Annotated in this window: 18 protein-coding genes; 11 read left to right on the top strand and 7 right to left on the bottom strand. The window is 68.9% G+C overall.

Translation table 11 applies throughout. The annotated features are described in order from the left end of the window. The first annotated feature begins 131 nt into the window (after positions 1 to 131). Complete coding sequence (locus OYE22_RS30845) at positions 132 to 941, top strand: SDR family oxidoreductase (RefSeq protein WP_277323472.1); 810 nt, start codon at positions 132 to 134, stop codon at positions 939 to 941. 9 nt (positions 942 to 950) lie between these two features. On the opposite strand, the gene OYE22_RS30840 is transcribed toward OYE22_RS30845, so the two are convergent. Further along, the gene (locus OYE22_RS30840; RefSeq protein ID WP_277323471.1) at positions 951 to 2,336 is read right to left on the bottom strand and encodes a hypothetical protein; all 1,386 of its coding nucleotides are present in this window, start codon (positions 2,334 to 2,336) and stop codon (positions 951 to 953) included. A gap of 213 nt (positions 2,337 to 2,549) precedes the next feature. Between OYE22_RS30840 and OYE22_RS30835 the strand changes: the two genes are divergently transcribed. The 8 genes from OYE22_RS30835 (at position 2,550) to OYE22_RS30800 (ending at position 9,717) form a co-directional block, all read left to right on the top strand. After that, entirely contained in the window at positions 2,550 to 4,070 is a 1,521-nt protein-coding gene (locus tag OYE22_RS30835; protein WP_277323470.1) for a radical SAM protein, read from the top strand. Continuing rightward, positions 4,054 to 4,764 carry a hypothetical protein gene (locus OYE22_RS30830; protein WP_277323469.1) on the top strand — a complete coding sequence of 237 codons (711 nt, stop codon included), beginning with the start codon at positions 4,054 to 4,056 and terminating at the stop codon, positions 4,762 to 4,764. The genes OYE22_RS30835 and OYE22_RS30830 overlap by 17 nt, the downstream gene beginning before the upstream one ends. A gap of 80 nt (positions 4,765 to 4,844) precedes the next feature. Further along, positions 4,845 to 5,585 carry a hypothetical protein gene (locus tag OYE22_RS30825; protein WP_277323468.1) on the top strand — a complete coding sequence of 247 codons (741 nt, stop codon included), beginning with the start codon at positions 4,845 to 4,847 and terminating at the stop codon, positions 5,583 to 5,585. 17 nt (positions 5,586 to 5,602) lie between these two features. Beyond that, a complete protein-coding gene (locus OYE22_RS30820; RefSeq protein WP_277323467.1) occupies positions 5,603 to 6,421 on the top strand; it encodes a PfkB family carbohydrate kinase in 819 nt (272 codons plus the stop codon). Positions 6,422 to 6,446: 25 nt separating this feature from the next. After that, the gene (locus OYE22_RS30815; RefSeq protein WP_277323466.1) at positions 6,447 to 7,400 is read left to right on the top strand and encodes a nucleoside 2-deoxyribosyltransferase; all 954 of its coding nucleotides are present in this window, start codon (positions 6,447 to 6,449) and stop codon (positions 7,398 to 7,400) included. Next, entirely contained in the window at positions 7,397 to 7,897 is a 501-nt protein-coding gene (locus OYE22_RS30810) for a hypothetical protein (RefSeq protein ID WP_277323465.1), read from the top strand. The genes OYE22_RS30815 and OYE22_RS30810 overlap by 4 nt, the downstream gene beginning before the upstream one ends. Before the next feature lie 76 nt (positions 7,898 to 7,973). After that, positions 7,974 to 8,279: a MazG-like family protein gene (locus OYE22_RS30805; RefSeq protein ID WP_277323464.1), complete on the top strand. Its 306-nt coding sequence runs from the start codon at positions 7,974 to 7,976 to the stop codon at positions 8,277 to 8,279. Positions 8,280 to 8,460: 181 nt separating this feature from the next. Then, positions 8,461 to 9,717 (top strand): hypothetical protein, encoded by a 1,257-nt coding sequence (locus OYE22_RS30800; RefSeq protein WP_277323463.1) that lies wholly within the window; start codon positions 8,461 to 8,463, stop codon positions 9,715 to 9,717. 938 nt (positions 9,718 to 10,655) lie between these two features. Here OYE22_RS30800 and OYE22_RS30795 read toward each other — a convergent pair. From OYE22_RS30795 to OYE22_RS30770, 6 genes are all read right to left on the bottom strand, one after another. Then, positions 10,656 to 12,200 (bottom strand): recombinase family protein, encoded by a 1,545-nt coding sequence (locus OYE22_RS30795; protein WP_277323462.1) that lies wholly within the window; start codon positions 12,198 to 12,200, stop codon positions 10,656 to 10,658. A gap of 63 nt (positions 12,201 to 12,263) precedes the next feature. Next, entirely contained in the window at positions 12,264 to 12,683 is a 420-nt protein-coding gene (locus OYE22_RS30790; RefSeq protein ID WP_277323461.1) for a secondary thiamine-phosphate synthase enzyme YjbQ, read from the bottom strand. Positions 12,684 to 12,725: 42 nt separating this feature from the next. Continuing rightward, positions 12,726 to 13,808: a YihY/virulence factor BrkB family protein gene (locus tag OYE22_RS30785; protein WP_277323460.1), complete on the bottom strand. Its 1,083-nt coding sequence runs from the start codon at positions 13,806 to 13,808 to the stop codon at positions 12,726 to 12,728. A gap of 89 nt (positions 13,809 to 13,897) precedes the next feature. Further along, positions 13,898 to 14,596 (bottom strand): DUF3618 domain-containing protein, encoded by a 699-nt coding sequence (locus OYE22_RS30780; RefSeq protein ID WP_277323459.1) that lies wholly within the window; start codon positions 14,594 to 14,596, stop codon positions 13,898 to 13,900. After that, a complete protein-coding gene (locus OYE22_RS30775) occupies positions 14,572 to 15,075 on the bottom strand; it encodes a phage holin family protein (RefSeq protein ID WP_277323458.1) in 504 nt (167 codons plus the stop codon). Before OYE22_RS30775 ends, OYE22_RS30780 begins: the two co-directional genes overlap by 25 nt. A gap of 1 nt (position 15,076) precedes the next feature. Continuing rightward, entirely contained in the window at positions 15,077 to 15,745 is a 669-nt protein-coding gene (locus OYE22_RS30770; protein ID WP_277323457.1) for a hypothetical protein, read from the bottom strand. A gap of 1,038 nt (positions 15,746 to 16,783) precedes the next feature. Between OYE22_RS30770 and OYE22_RS30765 the strand changes: the two genes are divergently transcribed. Both OYE22_RS30765 and OYE22_RS30760 read left to right on the top strand, forming a co-directional pair. Then, positions 16,784 to 17,593, top strand: a complete 810-nt coding sequence (locus OYE22_RS30765) for an ABC transporter permease subunit (protein ID WP_277323456.1) — start codon at positions 16,784 to 16,786, stop codon at positions 17,591 to 17,593. Beyond that, positions 17,566 to 18,525 carry an ABC transporter ATP-binding protein gene (locus OYE22_RS30760; protein WP_277323455.1) on the top strand — a complete coding sequence of 320 codons (960 nt, stop codon included), beginning with the start codon at positions 17,566 to 17,568 and terminating at the stop codon, positions 18,523 to 18,525. Before OYE22_RS30765 ends, OYE22_RS30760 begins: the two co-directional genes overlap by 28 nt. Position 18,526: the final 1 nt, after the last annotated feature.

Raw genomic sequence — 18,526 nt, 5'->3', positions numbered from 1 at the left:
CTGATCTCCGACCGCCGGCTGCCCGGACCGGGTACGCCCATAGGAAATCCGCTCCGGCGCCCCGGTAAAAAGGGAGCACGAGGGGTGTCTTGGCCCACGGGGGTTGGCACGGTTGGTGAAGGGTTGGACAGATGACGAGTACAGGGCTGGACCAGACGCGGGAAGCAGTGACGGGGCGTTTCAGGGGCCGCCGGATGGTGGTGACGGGCGGTTCCAGGGGGCTCGGCGAACACGTCGTGCGCTTGCTCTTGGCGGAGGGGGCAAAGGTGGCGACGTGTGCCCGTAAGCAAGAGCCACTGGAAACACTTCGTCGTTCAATCAGTTCTTCCGAAGCTCTGTTCACCCAGACTTTGGATGTCTCGGTGCCGGAGTTGCTCGAACGGTTCGTGGACAACGCCGCAACAGCGCTCGGGGGCCTGGACGGCGTGGTCGCCTGTGCCGGCAGCGCGCGCGGGCGGGGCATCGACGAGGCGACAGCGCAGGACTGGTCGGCAACATGGGAGATGAACGTCGGCCATGCCGCGCGGCTGGTGGCGTCGAGCGCACCGCATCTGCGCGAGGCTGGTGGCGGTCCGGTCGTCGTGGTGGCTTCGATCTCCGGCTGGAAGCCGGGGCCACAGGCTCAGTACGGCGCGGCGAAGGCGGCGCAGATTCACATGGTGTCGTCGTTGGCCAGGGAGCTGGCCGTGGACGGAATCCGGGTGAACGCCGTCTCGCCCGGGTCCATGCTCATTCCGGGCAAGCGGTGGGACCGGATGCGTCGCGAGGACCCGGCGGCCTTCGACCGCTTCCGTGCGGAGTTCCCGGGAGGCGACTTGGTGCAACCCGAGGAGGTGGCCGACGTGATCGCGTTCCTGCTGTCAGACCAATCCCGAGGAGTGACGGGCGCGAACATCCCCGTCGACAAGGGTCAGAACGCTCCGACTCCGGATGGCTACTGAGCGAGCTGGTCAGGCCGCAGCGCCGAGTACTGGCCTGGCCCTGAGCTCGAAATCGCGCACGATCCGCTCGCCTCGGTGCGGAGTAAGGCGTGCGCGGAAGTCGCGCAGGGCCTGTACCGATCGCTCGCTGTGAACACCACTGAGCTGGTCCAGGGCGTTGGTGGCCGCGTCGACCGCCTCGTCCAGTCGGTCCTGTTGGAGGTACGCCGTGGCGAGTACGGAGCGGCTGATCGCCTGGCGGCGGCGGCGATCGCTGTTCGCCTCCACCGACGCGTTGGCGAGGCGCTCTGCTTGTGGTGCTTCGCCGAGGTCGCGGTGGACCAGGGCGGCCTCGGCCTCCAGGTAGTGGTGGTCCAGGAAGCGGACCCATGGCGATTCCTCGATCGGCCCCCGGCTGGCGTCCAGGCTTTTGCCGGCCGCGTGCAGGGACGCCGTGGCCTGCCGCGTGTTGCCGAGAGCGGCGTAACCGCGGGCGGCCATGGCGTGCAACCGCATGAGCCCCAGCGGGCTGCCCGACGACTTGGCAGTCGCGATGCCCGCACGGGCGAGCGAGACTCCTTCGGCAGGGTTGCCGAGGCTGGTGGCGAGGTGGGACATGCCCGCCAGGATCTGTCCGCCGAGCACCCTGTCGCCGCCCTCGGCGCACAACCGGAGCGCCTGGATCATGTACCGCTCGGCGAGCCCGTAGTCGGCGGTGTCGTACGAGCACCAGCCTGCCGTCGCCGCCATCTTCGCCGCCGCGGTGTAGAGAGGCCGGCGCTGGTGTGCGGGCAGGTTCCGCTGCTGCAACATGGGCGCGAGCTGGGTGCTGAGGTAGTGCACGATGCTGGCCCGGACTCCGCCTCCGCCGAAGCGGTTGTCCATCTCGTCGAACATTTCGATCATGGCCTGGACCTGCTCGGCAGGACCGCCATCGGCGACAGCGGCCAGTCGAGGAGCCTGGTCGTCCTCAAGGAGCCAGAGGAGCCACTGCCGCTGCGGGTCCATCAAGGCCGTCGCGACGAACGGCGTCGCCCCGAGGAGGCTGCGCCGTGAGATATCGGTGGAGCCCAGCTCCGCAAGTGTGTGCAGCGTTTCACCCACATCTTCACGGTACGTCAACGCTCGCGCGACCACCGGCCGCTGCTGCTGCTCTGTGAAGCCGAGGTCAACCGGTGCGATGGGGCGCCCTAGGAAGTCGGCCAGGGCCGCGGCGATGAACTCTGGAGCGCGATCCCGAGGGGTCATCCCTTGCAGCCAGCGGGTCACCGACGCCTTGTCGTAGCGCGTGACCACGCCCTGCAACGCGGCCAGTTCGTTGACCTTGCGAGCGAGGGCCGCGTGCGAGCGACCGGCTTCCAGGATCACAGCCCCGAGCGCGGTGTTCGTCTCGCCGGCCTTCCTCGCGCTTCCCATGGCTAGATAATGCCTTGTCGATCACCCTCAGTCCCAGCCCCAAGACACAGTGCGATGAAAGAACAACCTCCGTACAACCGAACAACCCCGCTGCTCCCTCCTCCGGAGCCCGTTCCAGCACTGAGACTGAGAGGGCTGCGGGCCGCCGACGGGCCTTCCCGGCAAGGACGCCGTGGAACGTCGCCGATGCCCTCAGTGCCGGAGGGAGAGCACATGCAGCCAGTAGTGGTCTTGGACTGCTTCACCGTCGAGCCGAGCGGTCTCGGCGTACCGCCATACCTCTCGACCTACGTCCGTAACGCCTGGTCGGCACTGCGACGAGCACGGCCGGAGGCCGACGTTAGGTACCTGACCATCGACGATGTCCGCTGGTGCCTGGCAGGCGGCAAACCTGCCGTCGAGCCGCCCCAGAGCGATCCACTCACGTACTCGACCACCGTCAACCGGGACACCGCTATCCAGCTCCTGCGAGATGCCGAGATCGTGGTCGTCATCGCCGGAGACGCCGTGCCGTCAGTCCATCTACACGCGGTGAACGGGTCGTTCGAGGAGATCGCTCGCGCACTCGCCTGCACGCGAGGCCGCCGGTACCTCCTTGGACCGCTGTCCACCTACGCCGTGGCCGGCCCCGCGCAATACGCCGGACTGTTCGACGCCGTCCACACTCACACCGTGACGTCCGGCGATCTCCACCTCGGCAGTCATCGCCCAGCCGCCTACGCCCAGATGCAACACGAGCGCGACTCGTTCACCGGTCTCGTCGAGCAAATGCCCTGGCGTCCGATCGCCGAGTTGGAGCTGTACCGCGGTTGCACCCGGCGCAGGTTCTGCGACTTCTGCAACGAGCCGGCGAAGTCGCCCCTCGTCGCCTTCCGCGAGGTCGACGACGTCGTCGCCGAGGCTGCCCAGCTCTACTCGGCCGGCGTGCGGAACTTCCGGCTCGGCCAGCAGACCTGCTTCTTCTCCTACCGCAATCGGGACGAGGAGGCGATCCGCGCCCTGCTCGGCGGTATCCGGGAGCACTGCCCCGAGTTGGAGGTGCTTCACATCGACAACGCGGACCCCCTCGCGGTGGCCGCGCCCGTCGGTTTACGCATCGCGAAGCTGGTCGCGGACTACTGCACCGAGGGCAACTGCGCGCCGATGGGCATCGAGAGCTTCGACCCGGCGGTCATCGACAGGAACACCCTCACCTGCACGCCTGAGATCCTGATGCGCGCCGTCGAGCACGTCAACGAGGCAGGAGCTGCTCGCGGTCCTGGCGGGCTGCCGTTGCTGCTCCCGGGCCTGAACCTGATCTACGGCCTGCCCGGCGAGACCCACGGCACGCACGTGGCGAATCTCCGGGGCCTGGCGAACATCCTCGACGCCGGCCTGCTGTGTCATCGCACGAACGTCCGCCTGGCGCGAGCCTTCCCCGGCACTCCGCTGGCGGCGCTCGGCGAGTTGGACCCGCTGCCCTCGGCGGAGCACTTCCCGTCGTGGAAGGCGGACATCGACTTCGCCTGGGACCAGCCGATGAAGGAGCGGGTCTACCCGACCGGACTGCGCGTGCCCGGTCTCCACTCGTACTTCATCGGCCAAGGCGGCACCTGGTGGCGGAGGTTGGGCTCGTACTCCATCCAGATCGTCGAGCGCGACACCGCAGTTCCACTCGGCACCACCGGCGACCTGATGGTGACTGGCCATGCGCCACGCATGATTTACGGAGAGCACGTTGCCTCCGCCTCTTGATGGGACACTCGCGACGTTGGCCGCCGTGGACGCGGCGTCGAACCGCACCGTTCGCGCGGGTCTGCTGCTCCCCTGGGCCAACGTCGCGGTGGAGGCCGAACTCGCTCGCCTGGGACTGCGCCACACCGTCTTCCACCACGCGCGGCTCGTGCCCGCCTCCAGGACGACGGCGATCGACGCCTCGTTCTGGCACGGCCTACGCGAGGCGTCAGCGCAGGCACTGGACTCGTTGTCGCACATACCGCTCGATGCGGTGATGCTGGCGTGCACGTCCGCGGGCTTCACCGGAGGACCACCGCTACCGGGCGGCGTCCGCACCGCCTTCGACGCCCTCGTGCAGGCCCTCGCCAGGGCGGGCACAAGCCGCGTGGTACTGGCCACGCCCTACCCTGCTCCGGTGAGCGAAGCAGAAGCCGCAGCGTTCGCCGAGGCCGGAGTGGAGGTACTGGCTCACACGAGCCTGGGCCTGACCGACGGCTACCCCGAGATCCCTCCGGCTCGGGTTCTCGCCCTAGTGGACCGGCTACCACAGGACGCGGTCGACTCCGCCGAGGCGGTAGTCCTGTCGTGTACCGGATGGCACACCCTCTCGGTGGTCACGGAGCTGGAGCGCCGGTACGGAAAGCCAGTGCTCTCCTCCAACCTCGCCATGGCACTTTTGGCCGCCCGAATCCCTACCGGAGTAGATGCGTGAAGATCGAACGCGCAAAGGCAACGCCCCTCGACATACGGCGTGTTCACCGGTTGATCGAGCGCGCCGCCAGCCTGCCGGACGTGCGAGCGGAGGTAGAGGCCAACCACGACGAGAACCGGTGGTGGCCGACGACGATCAGCGACCCGCGGATGCGGATGCTCGCCGCTGGCTGGTCCACCCGGGTCTCCTACCGAATGATCGAGACGTACGCCCGGGTGATCGCGTCAGCGGACGCCTATGGCTTTGACAGCCTCGTCGCGGCCACTGACGCCGAGCTGGCCACGTTGGCGCGTCCCCTCGGCCTGCCGCGGGCCCGCATCGACTATCTACGCTCGCTCGCCGAGCTTCTCGGTTGCTGGGAGAAGGAGGGGACCGATCCGACTGCGGAGTCAGCCGACTGCGACGCCCTCGTCTTCGACTTCGCGGCGCGGGTGCGAGGTGCCTCCTACAAGGTGGCTCAGTGCGCACTGCTCACCGCTCGCGGGTATCACTGCGGCATCATCCCGGTGGACTCCGGCATGGTCACCAAACTGGCCCCCGCCCTGGGCCTCACTCTTCCGCCAGGCGCTGTGGCTCACGAACGTATGCGGCACGTCCTGGAGGCGGCCGTGCACGCTCGCTCGGCCGAGTTCCGGTTGCTGATCACCAACAACGCGTACGAGGTCACGCTCCCAAAGGGGGCACCGCCAACCTGGTTCGCACACCTCGTCCTGATCTATTTCAAACGCCTGTACCTCAACGGCCCAGCCCCACGGCTCTGTCGCCGGCGACCGGTCTGCTCACAGGTCGTCGACTGCGCACACCCCACCCGCCGTGCTTGACCTGCCAGGGGGAGAAAGTGGAACGGCTCGACGTGATCGGCAACATCAGCCGTGACCTGACCCGCTACCCCGACCATCGCGGTGGCCCCCAGCTCGGCGGCGCGGCTCTGTTCGTGTCGTTGGCGGCAGCGCAGGCCGGTTGCCGTGCGGCCCCGGTCTGCGTTCTCGGCACCGATCTCGCCCACCTTCCGAGGGCGCCGGGACTGGACGTGCTCGACTGGTCGGCCCGGCTCCAGGCGGACGGCACATCCACCTCCTTCGACTTGGAATACGACCCGCAAGGCGAGCTGGTGACCGTAGGCGTGGACTACGGCGTCGCCGAGGGCCTGACCGAGCATGCCCTCCGACACGTGGGCCTGCACCCGCACAGCACCTACCACGTCTGCTGCCGCCGCCCACTGAACGTGGCGGCGGTGCTCGGCCGACTCGCGGAGCACGCCACCCACTTCAGCGTGGACTTCTTCCTGCCGAGTGCGCAGGAGATGATCCGTGCCGCCGCTCCATGGCTGCCGAGGGCGAGCACCTTGTTCGTCAACGCCATGGAGTACCGATTACTGGAGGCGGTGATCGACTGCGGCACGCTTGCGGAGGTCATCGTCTCCGACGGCCCCCGGCCGGCAGTGGTCCGCTGCTTCGGACGTCAGGTCGCCCTCACCATTCCGCCGCCGCATCCTCCGCGCGAGGTCACCGGCGCCGGAGACACCCTGGCCGGAACGTATCTGGCCCGTCGCTCGCTCGGGGCGACAACCACTCAGGCCCTGGCGGAGGCGACAGCCGCCGCAACCAGGTTCGTCGCGTCCCCACCCCTGCCCATCCCTGCGCCCCGACGCGGCTAGCTGACCGACTTGGAGGTCCCCTGCGGTGTCCGTTTACGTCGCCCACCGACTGTTCGCCGCCCACGACCGTGCTCTCGCCGCCGACCTCGCCGATCGACTCAGCGCCAAGATCGGCGCCCATCGCGTCTTCCTGCCGTTCTGCGACACCGACGAGGAGGACCTGGTCGCCGAGGTCAAAGGCCGCCGCCTGTTCGAGTTGGACCGCGCCCGACTCGGCGGCCTCGACGCTATGGTCGCCATCCTGCACGGCCCAAGCCTCGACGACGGGGTCTGCATGGAAATCGGATACGCCGCCGCCTCCGGCGTCCCCATCATCGTGCTCACCACCGACTTCCAGACCTACTCACTGAGCGAGGCCGGCCTTCACATCGAATTTCCCGACCCCCTCCTCCAGGCCGTGGCCACACGCGTCGTGCGCGTCACCAAGCTCGGACCACCCAACCTGCCGTCAGGTCCGCCACGGTCCCGTTTCGCAAGCTTCCGGGCGCGCAACACCGCACAGACGAGCACAGCTCTCGACGCTACCGTCGACGCTCTGCTCAACCTCCCGGCTCACGCTCCACGTCTCCCCAGCTTGCCTTCGCCTCGCGGTACCACCGTCCACGTAGAGTCGTCACCGTACGCGGTCTGGAGCCAGGACCACCTGGCCCGAGCCTGCGCCAAGGCCGGGCACACCACGACGATTCCCCAGCGCTTCACGTCAGCGAACCCCGTCACGGGAGCCCTGGCTGACCTGTCCGCGGCGTGCTCGGCCACCCGGCTGCTCGCCGACGTCTCGGGCCCCGAAACACCACCGGGAACAGCCCTCCTCATCGGCGCCGCTGCCGCCGGCGGCACACGCATCGCCGCCTACCAGCCTCGCCCGACGTTCACGCACGCCCACGGCCGCGAGCCCAACTGGCGCAACCTCATGATCCAGTACGCCGCCGAAGCCCACCTCGACACCGATGACGCCCTCCGGTCCTGGCTGGCCACGTGAAACTCGACCAGATCGCCGGCGAGTACCAGACCTTGGCCCTGGAAGGCTGCGACGGAGTAGGCAAGAGCACGCTCGCTGCGCGGCTATCGACGCACTACGGCTTCACAGTGGTGCACTCCCCCAAGACACCCGACCACCTCGACCTGGTCAGCCGCTACAGGGAGATCCTCACCCAGACCGGCCGGCTTCTCTTCGATCGGTGCTTCATCAGCGAACTCGTCTACGGCCCCTTGCACCGGGGCCGTTCCCGGATCAACTGGAGCCAGGCGATCGACCTCGCCGAAAGCGTTGTCCAGCGCAGCGGCACGTTCGTTCACCTGACCGCGCCACCGACCGTCATCCAGCAGCGCCTGCTCTCTCGCGACGGCGAAGCGAACCGCTTGGAAGACATCTCCGCCCTGGTGGAGGGGTACAGGAAGGTCTTCTCTACTCTCGCTGACTACACTCGCGTGCTCACCCTCGACACGATGCCCCCCGAACTCCCCACGGCGGGGTGACGGCCCGAATACCGACGCCGACACACTGATCCCGCTAGTCTGCGAAGGCACCTGCTGCACCACCGCTGGAGGAGCCTTGGAGATCGGTGCCGCCCAGAAACTCGCCTGGGAAAACAAGACCCTCAAAGGGTTCAACACCACCGACGTAGCCCTGGAGTTCGGCCTCCTGACCGCCGAGGTCGGCGAAGCCTTCACCGCCTGGCGCAAGGGACTACCCGACCTCGGAGAGGAACTGGCCGACGTCTTCCTCTACCTGACGGCCCTGGCCGAGATGAACGGCGTGGACCTGGACGCCGAGGTCGCCCACAAGATCGAGAAGAACACGCGACGAACGTACGAGCACAACGAGCACGGGGCGCTGGTCCGGACGAGCGAGACGTAGGCTCTCCCCGCTCAGCGCGAGGACACCGCCCCCTGTTGTGATTGAGTGCTTCAACTGGCAGGTGAACCCGCGATTTGACAACCGGGGCGCTCGGCGCTGTGGTCAAGTAATGCTCAGACCGATCCGAGTAGGGGCGCGTATTCTCCATGGATCACAGTGCGGGAACCATGGAGGGACCCTGATGGCCGTTTATGTCGCCGGAGCGGATGACGGTGAAGAGGACGAGACGCCAGACACCGGAAAGGATTTCGGGTCGACGCCCCTGCCGTCCGATGTGGCAGCGGCGACAGTGGCGAAGATCATCGATGCCAGTCGGATCTATGGTGACCTCTACCGGACGCTGCAGCTCGGACCGGCACTTCCGGATATGAAGGGGATGCAGCAGGACTTGCTGGGGGTCGGAAAGGTCGTCGCCGACTTGCAAAGGAACATGGTCCCGTCCTCGGTCACTGCGTACGTCGCCGGCTTGCGGTCGATGGACCAGCTCGCCGGCAAGCAGCGTCTTCAGTACCTGCAGGCTACGACTGCACTCAGTGACGCAATCGTCGGTTCACGCACTCTGTCGGCCTGGCGGATGTCCCTGCAGATCGAAAATGTCATGGGCGAGATCATCAAGAGCCCTGCCTTCACCATGCCGACGCCGTGGGCCACGGAGAGCTTTCGGAGGGCGCTCGGAGGCACCATCCACCGTCAGGTTTACATGACGGACTGGCTGGCACAGATCGACACCGGGCGAGGACTGCTTTCAGAGGTCAGTAGTCGCCCCCTGACGGAGTATCGGGAATACCTGGGCGGTCTCGGAGACAGCCCAGCTCGCTTTGAGCTTAATTCTTCTCTGCACACCGGTCTCGGCGTGAACGGACTTTTGGGGGCTGATGCGCTCAGTTCCCCTGCCGTCCTGGACGACGTCGAACTGCAGGTGGAGGTTGCCGACCGGGTCGAGGATCTCCTCACTCCGCAGCAGGCGGGGAGGTTCGATGCACTCGAGGACCTCCGTGAGATAATGACGTGCGTCGACGCCAAGGTTGTAGAGATGCTCGAAGGCGGTTGGCATGTCGTTCGCGAGGCCCCGCCAGCTGCTGCCGAAATGGCCGCTCAGTGCGCGGTGGAGGCCATTGACCGGGCCATCCGCGCGGGCGCGCCTGACAGCGAAGTAGAGCAGTGGCTTCCCACTTCAGGGCGGCCCCAGAGGGAATGGCGTTCTGAATCCGGCCGACTCACCCGATCCGTGAGGATCCGGTACATCATGCGCGGCTACAAAGACGAGGCAAAAATGACGTGCACCGTAGCGGACAACCTCATCGCCCTTCAGGCGCATGCGACTTCACGCGCCCAAGCCATCAAGCACGCGTCAGCAGGCGATTTGCAGCTGGCCCGCTGTCTGCTGAGCACCGCAGAGCACATTCTTACGATGCTGTTTGTCGTCAAGAGGAGCTAGCCCGGTTGGGCACCGAAGGCTTGTTACTGTCCCAGGTTAGGCAACGAAACCCAAGGGAACAGTAGCGGCCGAAGCGCTCAGTCATACCTGTCTGTGAGCGGCCCTGCTCAGGTTGGACAGCGCGTCTCAAGACCACCGTAGTGCTGCCGAGTAGGGCAGGAGCGCGTCGCGACAGCTCACGACCGAGTCACCGACTCCGGCAGCGCCACCTGGGCTGCATCATTGGGCGTGGACTAGGGTTGCCGGTCAACAATTCACGTCCGGCAACCCTAGTTGACTACAGCGTCCTCGAAGCTGAAGGAACAATCTCGATCCTCGGGGAAACGAGAACAACGTCAACTCCGGAGCGTGTGCTCAACCACCGCTTTTCCAAGGTCAGCCGAAGAGAACAAGGGCTATGCACCTGCCCCATCTGAGTTCGGACGGCTGTCAGCGACTCAGAAAAGCTCTGTGAAGTCGTCTCGAAAAGCAGCGGCCCGATGTGTGGGTCCGAATCGAGAGCCATCAGTAGCCGCGTCCGTGGGCGATCCTGCGGGGCGCGCTCTACGGTTTCCTCTCCTATGGGCGCGAGGTCAGCCACGAAGATCGGTATGTGGTCGTCACGTATGACTTTTCGAATGGTCCCGTTCGGGGACCGGCTGAACGGATCGCCCGCAAATATGCCATCGACCCGCCTCATGACTTCGTCGTCATCAGATTCCAGCAGCCAGTGCGCCAGTGGCAGCGATGGCTGGCTGCTGCGAAACTCTTCGGCCCTCAAGCGGCCGACCGCTTTACGCGCTGGCGGGCGCCCCATGTCCTCGACCTTTCGTTGACCCTGAGCGAGCAGACACGAGGATGGTCGGACTTCTGGGTTTGGCTATGCCGGGTAATTCGGATAGTGCGCACAGTGTGGTCGGGCCGTTCCCGTGCGGAACGGGAACGGCCCGCCCCCCTCGCTATCGCGCGGCGTCGGGATGGCGATCAGGTCCGTGCATCAACCCCGCGACATACCGCGCGGGCCTGCTCACAGGAAAGAGAGTGACTCGTACCCGGAAGTCCATGAGAATCTCCTTGCGGGCCTGGACATCGGGCGCTTTGTGCCAACGGTCCGCCACCGTCTCTCCGGTGGGCCGGTGGATCATGCCCGGTACGCGCTGTGGCTCCCGCTCCAGCGTCGCCAACTCCTGGCTCAGGGAGGCGTACCGCTCTCGGAACCACGTCGCGTCATCGGGTGAGTCGTACAGCCCGGCTTCTCGGTCGCTACGAAGCCGCTCACGCGTCGCCCGCACCTCGGCCATGCGCTCGGCGACCCCGTTCCCTGGGTCGAAGACCGTCTCGTAGATCAGGCCGCCCCCGAACTCCTCCAAGAACCACGTTTCCACGTAGGAGTCGAGTTTCTCAGCCCAGACGAGGGGCGCGGGCCGGCAGTTCCGCGCGCTCTGCCATCCCTTGTTCCGCGCGGTGCAGACGTAACGGGGCGGGACGTCTTCGGAGGTCTGGGTGTAGAGGCGGTTGGCGCATTGTCCGCACACGGCGATCTCTGTGAGGAGGTACTCGCGAACCGAGCGTCGCCCCTTGAACGGCGTGTCGCGCGCGGCCAATGCCCGTTTCAGCGCCTCGTGCGTGGCCCGGTCCCACAACCCCTCGCACAGGCGGACCGGGTTGCCCTCCTGGTCGACGACAGGCCGTTGCTTGTGCATCAGGTAGCCCAGGGCTGCCTCGGACAGGAGGATGTTCTTCAGACTCGTGGGCTGCCACGGGCGGCCCCCAGCGCGCTTGCCGTACATCACCGCCAGGTGGTCCGCCGGCGACAACTCCCCCGCACGGTTCAACCGCGCGGCCTCGCTGCTGGGCGTGACGCTCTCGGGATCGGCGAGTATCCGGCGGGCGACCTCGCGGATCACGATCGAGGCATGGGGGTGAAGTGCGACGTGGTCGATCTTGCCACCCATTACGACACGTACGTACCGGAAGCCGTATGAGGGCTTGCCCTTGGGGCGACCGGCAGCCCGTGTCTTGACCGTGGCGTCCCGGTTACGGCGCTGGATGGCTCGCAGTTCCATCTGGGCGCCCCACGCTTCCATGGTGAAGCGGTTCTCGTCCACGGAATCGTTGAGATCCCAGGGGCCGTCGTGCCCGTGAGTGAGAAGGAGCTTGCCCTCGTCCCGCATCTTGTAGCCGGTGTTCAGGCAGTCGACGACGTTGCGCCCCAGGCGGTCCACGGCGGCGGCCACCAAGCCGTCGTACGGACCGCGCTCGTCCCTCAGCCACGGCCCGAGCTTCGGACGGGTTACCGGGTCCGTGGCTCCCGATACCTCCCAGTCATCAGCCCAGCCGATGATGTGGCCACCGATCGAAGCCGCCGCCGCCAGTACGTCGGCGCGCTGCCGCTCCGGGGAGGTCGTCACGAGCTTCATACGGGACAGCCGGCGGACGCCTAGCAGGCACTTGCCGCAGCCGTCGTAGGGTTGTTCGATCACGTTCTGGTCCGTACCGCGCAAGGTCTCTCCGTTTCGAACGCGCAGAGTACGGAGATTGGGCGGCCAGACCCAGGATGATCTTGATCAACCCAGGAAGCTCAGTCGAACCTGACGGTTGACATTAGAGATGTTGGTGTCCACCAGACACACCGACTGCCAGGTCCCCAACGCCAGCTCCCCACCCACCACCGGCAGCGTCGCGTGCGGTGCCACCAGGGCCGGGAGGACGTGGTCGCGGCCGTGGCCCGGGGTGCCGTGGCGGTGGCGCCAGCGGTCGTCGGCGGGGAGGAGGTCGCGCAGGATGGCCAGGAGGTCGTCGTCGCTGCCGGCGCCGGTTTCCAGGACGGCGACGCCAGCCGTGGCGTGCGGGACGAAGACGTTCAGCAGGCCGTCCCGGCCGTTGGCCGCCTCGTGGAGGAAGGCGGTGCACTCCGAGGTCAGGTCGGTGACCGTCTCCCGGGAGCCGGTGGTGAGGTCGAGTACGCGGGTGGTGAATGGGCTCATGGCTTCATCCTGCCGCTCCTCGCCCGGCGCCGTGGGGGTGGGTCACAACTTGCGGGTGTCGCGGGGCTCGACGTACGGCTCCTCGGTGGGTGGGTGGCCGCTGTGGATGGCGCGGCTGCGTTCCAGCTCGGCGTTGAACTCCAGGCCCAGCAGGATGGCCAGGTTGGAGATCCACAGCCACACCAGGAAGATGATGACCGCGGCGAGGCTGCCGTAGGTCTTGTTGTAGCTGCTGAAGTTCGCCACGTACACCGCGAAGCCGGCCGACGCGACGATCCAGATGAGGACGGCGATGACGCTGCCCGGGCTGACCCAGCGTATGCTGCGCTTCACGTTGGGGGCGGCCCAGTACAGCAGGGCGACGATCACGCTGAACAGCAACAGCATCACCGGCCACTTGGCGATGTTCCAGACCGTGACGGCGGTGCCGCCGACGCCGATGACCTCGCCCGCCTTCTTGGCCAGCGTGCCGGTGAAGACCACGCCCACGGCGATGGCCGCGAGCAGCAGCACCACCACGATGGTGATGCCCAGGCGCGTGGGCAGCGTCTTCCACACCGGGCGCCCCTCGCCGATGTCGTAGACCGCGTTGGAGGCCCGCATGAAGGCGGCGACGTAACCCGAGGCCGACCACAGCGCGACCAGGACACCGATGGCCAGCGCGATGCCCGCCTTGCCCTGGCCGTCGCGCATCTGCTCCAACATGCTCACCAGGGTGTCCTGTACGGCACCGGGGGCCAGCTCGCGCACGTTGTCGATCAGCGAGTTGACCTGTGAGGTGCCGAGCAACCCGACGATCGACAGCAGGGCGATGACGGCGGGGAAGATCGACAGGATGCCGTAGTAGGTCAGGGCGGCCGCCCAGTCGCTGAGGTTGTCGTTCTTGAACTCTTTCACCGTGCGCTTGAGGACGGCCTTCCAGGACCGGCTGGGCAGGTCCGTGGGCGCCTTGGCGGGTTGGTCCCCGTGCGGCGCCTGGTCCGACCGGTCCGCCGCCGGCGGCTCGCCGGCAGCCGCGGGGCCGCCTCCCACGGAGGCGCCCGCGCCCTGCGGCGGCGCGTACTCGTCCGGCCGCTGGGGCCTGGGTGAGTGCCGTCGCTTCGGTCCAGCCTTGTGCAACGCCATGGTGGTTCACCAGCTCCGTTCCGCGCCGCCGCGGGGTGGGGGCGCTCGCGCTTGGTCGGGGGGCTCGCCGTTCTCGCCACGCCTGTCCGCTACGTCTGACCGCCGCCCTCGCGGGCCTCGTCGGCCACGTTCGCTCCGGAGCGTCGGGCGTGGTCGGTGACGTCGCCCGCCTGTTCGCGGGCATGTTCCTGGGTGGTGCGGGCGGCCTTGGTCGCCGTCCCCTTGACCTCCTCGGCGGCGTGCTTCGCCGTGTCGGTGGCCTCCTCCTTGAGGTGCTGGGCGGACTCGGTGGCGGCCTGCTTGACCGGTTCGATCACGCCGCTGGCGTGCTCGGTGAGTTGGGCCGCCGCCTGCTCCTCGGCTCGGGACGCCGGTGCCAGCGAGGCGACGAGCAGTCCGGCGCCGAAGGCGATCAGGCCGGCCGCGAGCGGGTTGCCCTGTGTCTGGGCCACCGCCTGTTCGGGCGCCTGGCGGACCGCGTCGCTCGCCTGGCCTGCCGCCTGCTTGGCGGTGTCCGCCGCCTGGCCCACACCCTCGCGGGCCGAGTCCGCCGCCTGTTGGGCCCGCTCGCTCGCCTGCTGGGCGCGGTCCCCGGCCTGGTCGGTGGCGTGCGAGGCGGTTCCCATGACGCGTTCTCGCATGCCGGATACCGAGTTGCGCATCCGGCGCCCGCGGCGGTGGGCCATGCGGCGGGGGCTGGTGCGGTCAGCGAGGCGATCGAGGTCCGCGGACAGCTTGGCCCGGGTGGTCTCGATGTCGGCCCTTATCCGATCGGGTGACGTGCCCATCGCGCGTCCTCCTTGAGCGTTTCCATGGTGCGTTCCGGCTTCGGTGACACGGTCCGCATCTGAGAGCGGGCCCGCAGGAACAGGACTGCTCCGATGACCGCCCAGATGCCGGTGACGATCAGCGCGGCCCAGGCCAGGTCCATCACGTTGGCCAGGGCGAACACCGCCGTCAGCGACAGCAGCACGGCGACCATGTACCCGGCGAACCCGGCGCCGCCGAACATGCCCGCCGCCTTGCCCGCCTTCGTGGCCTCCTCCCGTACCTCGGCCTTCGCCAACTCCAGTTCCTGCCGGAAGAGTTGTTGGACGTCCGAGGTCACGTCGGACATCAGCTCGCCGACCGACCGGTTCTTCGCGGGGCGGTACGGCTCGTACGGCTCGTGCCGGGTGGCGCCGTGCCCGTCGAGGTCCGGCGTCCGGTCCTGGGCCGCGCGGGGGTACTGACGCGGCCGGGTGGATGTGGAAGTGGAAGTCGACATGTCACCTCTCCGGGTATCCGAGCAGTTCCGGGTGGTCGGAGCCGCGCGGCAGGGCCTGCCCGTCCTCGGGCGATCCCCGGCCGCCGGTGGCCAGCGGGCGGTCGGCGCCAGGACGGCGGTCGGCGTTCCGGGCACCGTCGGACGAGGTGCCACCGCCGCTGGAGGCCCGGCCGTTCGAGCCACCGCCGGCCTTCACGAGCCTGCCGACGACCACGCCGGCCAGCACCGCCCCACCCAGGAACGCCCCGGGCCGCCGCCTGGCGAACCCCTGGAGGTCGTCGACCAGGCCGCTGACCCCCTGTCGGTCCAGGTAGTCGGCCGCGCGGTGGCCGCCGTCGGCGGCCTGCGAGACCAGGCTCCGGGCGGGCGAGTCGTCGGGCGCGTTGCGCGCGAGCCCCGCCAGGTCGTCCGACCACTGCCGCAGGGTGTGCGCCATGCGGTCGGCCTGACCCTCCGCCTCGTCGGCGATGCGCCCCTTGAGGTCGTGCACCGCCGCGCCGGCCTGTTGCTTGGCCTCGTCCGTCACGGCCTTGGCCTGTCGTGTCGCGGTGCCCGCGACCTCGCCGGCGGCCTCCTTGGCGTGCCCGGCCGTCGCTGACGCCTCGTCCTTCGCCGCCTGCCCGGTCTGCTGCACACGCTCCGTACCAGTGTTCGCGGGCTCACCACTCACGAGTCCTCCTCTGTCGCCTCTCGCGGCCGTTCAGCCGGTGAGAGCTGTCGGCTTGGCTTGTCGGCTTGGCTTCGCTTCGCTTCGGTTTGGCTTGGCCTGTTCGGGTCCGCGGCTTACCCGGGCGTCCGGCCCGGGTGCGGATCGGGTGTGGCCTCCTTCGGGCTTCTTCAGGCTTCTTCGGGATCCCGGCCGCCCTGGCGGACGGCCGGTGCGGCGCCGGCCCCTGTGGGGTGGGGCAGCGATGCCGTGCCGTGGCGCGGCCGCCCGCCTGCCGCGCGACCCGGTCACCCGGGCCCCGTCGGCGCGCCCCGGGCACGGAGCGCGGGCCCGCACCCTCGCGGGCCGCGCCCGACCCGAGGGGCCACCGTGGCGGCGGTGCCGGCCGCTCCCCCATGTCGTTGTTCGGATCGTCCGGGTAACCCACCCACGGAGGTACGAAACAACCGCGCCGCGACGGAAGGGCCCGCGACCGCCCTACGGCCTCGGCGCGGCGGCCCCGCGGGAGGCCGGGCGCGGGGGCTCCCGGAGCGCCCGTGCCCGGTGCTGCCTTGGCCGCCCGAGATCAGTGCGCACGACCGTGCGGTCGGTACACGCCGCCGCAAGGCCGTCGCAACAAAGGTCCGGCAGGCGAGACGGGCGTTGACCCGTACGAGGGGCGTCGCTACGTTCGAGCGCATGTCTACGTCAGCCTTGCTCACCACGCGCGGTCACATCGACCTGCTGCGGGTGGTATCCGCCGCGTGTCGCCACGCCCGCTGACGGTTCTCCCCCTCCTTCTCCTTTCCCGCTTCCCCGCGCGCCTTCCTCGGCGCTCCTCCGCACGCTGACGGCCCGGCCGCATCACCCAACTGATCCCTGAACGGGTCGAGGCGGGCCGGCCTGCCGGGCACCCGCGCGCTCGTCGGCATCGGTCGGCGTCGGTCGGCCTCGGCGTATACGGGTCGCCGCCCTCTCTCCGCTCGCCCGGGCGCCCGGGTGCGTGCCTCGCGCACCGCACGCGGCGGGTCGCCCCGGCCTACCCACTTCCGTGGAGCCCCCATGTCTCCGGTCCTCGAACCGGTCGTTCCCCTGTCCACACGCCGCCGGCCCGTGCCACGCTGGCTGCGCCGCGCCACCGGTCCGCTCGCTCTGCTCGCCCTGTGGCAGGTGTGCAGCGCGACGGGAGTCCTCAGCCCCGACACGCTCGCATCGCCCGGCACCATCGCCAGCACCGCGGCCGACATGACCCGGGACGGCACCCTGCCCGACGCCATGGCGGTGTCCGTACAGCGGGTGGCGATCGGGCTCGCGCTCGGTGGTCTCGTCGGCATCACCCTCGCCCTGCTGTCCGGGCTCTCCCGGCTCGGCGAGGACCTGATCGACGCCAGCGTGCAGATGCTGCGCAGCATCCCGTGGGTCGGGATGATCCCGCTGTTCATCATCTGGCTCGGCATCGGCGAGGCGCCGAAGATCGCGCTCATCGCGCTCGGCGTCGCCTTCCACCTCTACCTCAACGTCTACGCGGGCATCCGCGGCGTGGACGCCGGGCTCATCGAGGCCGGCACCGCCCTCGGGCTGAACCGGTGGGGCCTGGTGCGGCACGTCGTGCTGCCGGGCGCACTGCCCGGCGCGATGACCGGGCTGCGGTACTCGTTGGCCACCGCGTGGTTGGCGCTGGTCTTCGGCGAGACGATCAACGCCGACGAGGGCATCGGCTTCCTGCTCAACCGGGCGCGCGAGTTCTTCCAGACCGACGTGATCGTCGTCTGCCTGCTCGTCTACGCGGTCCTCGGGCTGCTCGCCGACTTCGTGGTCCGTACTCTCGAAAGGCTGTTGCTGCAATGGCGACCGACGTTCACGGGCGCGTAGGCCCCCTGGAGAAGACGGCCGCCGACCGGGCCCCGGCCCCGGAGTCGGACGTGCCCCACGCGGACACCCCGGCGCGTGGCCTTCGGCCCGATGGAGCGCGCGGCCTCGGCGGCGACACGGCCGGCGAGAGCGCCGGTGGTGGCCCCGGTGACGGTGTGGCCGTCGCCATCGAGGTCGCCGGGCTCAGCCGGTCCTTCGGCGGCCGGCGAGTCATCGATGATCTCGACCTGACCGTGCGCCCGGGCGAGTTCGTGGCCCTGCTCGGCCGGAGCGGGTGCGGCAAGTCCACGCTGCTGCGCGTGTTGGCCGGCCTCGACCGTGAGATCGAGGGGCTGGTGCGGGTGCCACGGGCCCGCGCCGTCGCCTTCCAGCAGCCCCGGTTGATGCCGTGGAAGCGGGTGTGGCGCAACGTGCTGCTCGGCCTTCCGGGACGTCCCGACCGGGCCACCGCGGAGCGCGCGCTGGCCGAGGTGGGGCTCACCGAACGGGCCACCGCCTGGCCCAAGACGCTCTCCGGTGGCGAGGCCCAACGCGCCTCACTGGCGCGGGCGTTGGTGCGCGAGCCGGATCTGCTGCTGTTGGACGAGCCCTTCGGCGCGCTGGACGCGCTGACCCGGATCACGGCGCAGCGGCTGGTGGCCGACGTGTGGCAGCGGCGCGGCTGCGCCGTGTTGCTCGTGACGCACGACGTCGACGAGGCGGTGTCGCTGGCCGACCGCGTGCTGGTGATGGACGGCGGGGTCATCGCGTACGAGACGCCGGTGGGCCTGGATCGGCCGCGCGACGCGGGCGACCCGGCGTTCACCGCGCTGCGCGCCGAGCTGCTCGACCGACTCGGTGTGGCGACCCCGACCGCCTCCGCCGCCTCCTCGCGGGCCGTGGCGGACGCCGTACCGGACGGCGCCTCGGGCCTCGTCCGTAAGGAGGGGTGAG

Origin of the sequence: Streptomyces sp. 71268 (assembly GCF_029392895.1) — a bacterium.
Lineage (GTDB): Bacteria > Actinomycetota > Actinomycetes > Streptomycetales > Streptomycetaceae > Streptomyces.
This window is presented reverse-complemented; position numbering and strand designations above follow the sequence as displayed.

Excerpts from the sequence above, each read along its gene's own strand:
- OYE22_RS30785 (WP_277323460.1), bottom strand. The coding sequence starts at position 13,808 with ATGGCGTTGCACAAGGCTGGACCGAAGCGACGGCACTCACCCAGGCCC.
- OYE22_RS30840 (WP_277323471.1), bottom strand. The coding sequence starts at position 2,336 with ATGGGAAGCGCGAGGAAGGCCGGCGAGACGAACACCGCGCTCGGGGCT.
- OYE22_RS30790 (WP_277323461.1), bottom strand. The coding sequence starts at position 12,683 with ATGAGCCCATTCACCACCCGCGTACTCGACCTCACCACCGGCTCCCGG.
- OYE22_RS30800 (WP_277323463.1), top strand. The coding sequence starts at position 8,461 with ATGGCCGTTTATGTCGCCGGAGCGGATGACGGTGAAGAGGACGAGACG.
- OYE22_RS30835 (WP_277323470.1), top strand. The coding sequence starts at position 2,550 with ATGCAGCCAGTAGTGGTCTTGGACTGCTTCACCGTCGAGCCGAGCGGT.
- OYE22_RS30775 (WP_277323458.1), bottom strand. The coding sequence starts at position 15,075 with ATGTCGACTTCCACTTCCACATCCACCCGGCCGCGTCAGTACCCCCGC.
- OYE22_RS30760 (WP_277323455.1), top strand. The coding sequence starts at position 17,566 with ATGGCGACCGACGTTCACGGGCGCGTAGGCCCCCTGGAGAAGACGGCC.
- OYE22_RS30780 (WP_277323459.1), bottom strand. The coding sequence starts at position 14,596 with ATGGGCACGTCACCCGATCGGATAAGGGCCGACATCGAGACCACCCGG.
- OYE22_RS30765 (WP_277323456.1), top strand. The coding sequence starts at position 16,784 with ATGTCTCCGGTCCTCGAACCGGTCGTTCCCCTGTCCACACGCCGCCGG.
- OYE22_RS30845 (WP_277323472.1), top strand. The coding sequence starts at position 132 with ATGACGAGTACAGGGCTGGACCAGACGCGGGAAGCAGTGACGGGGCGT.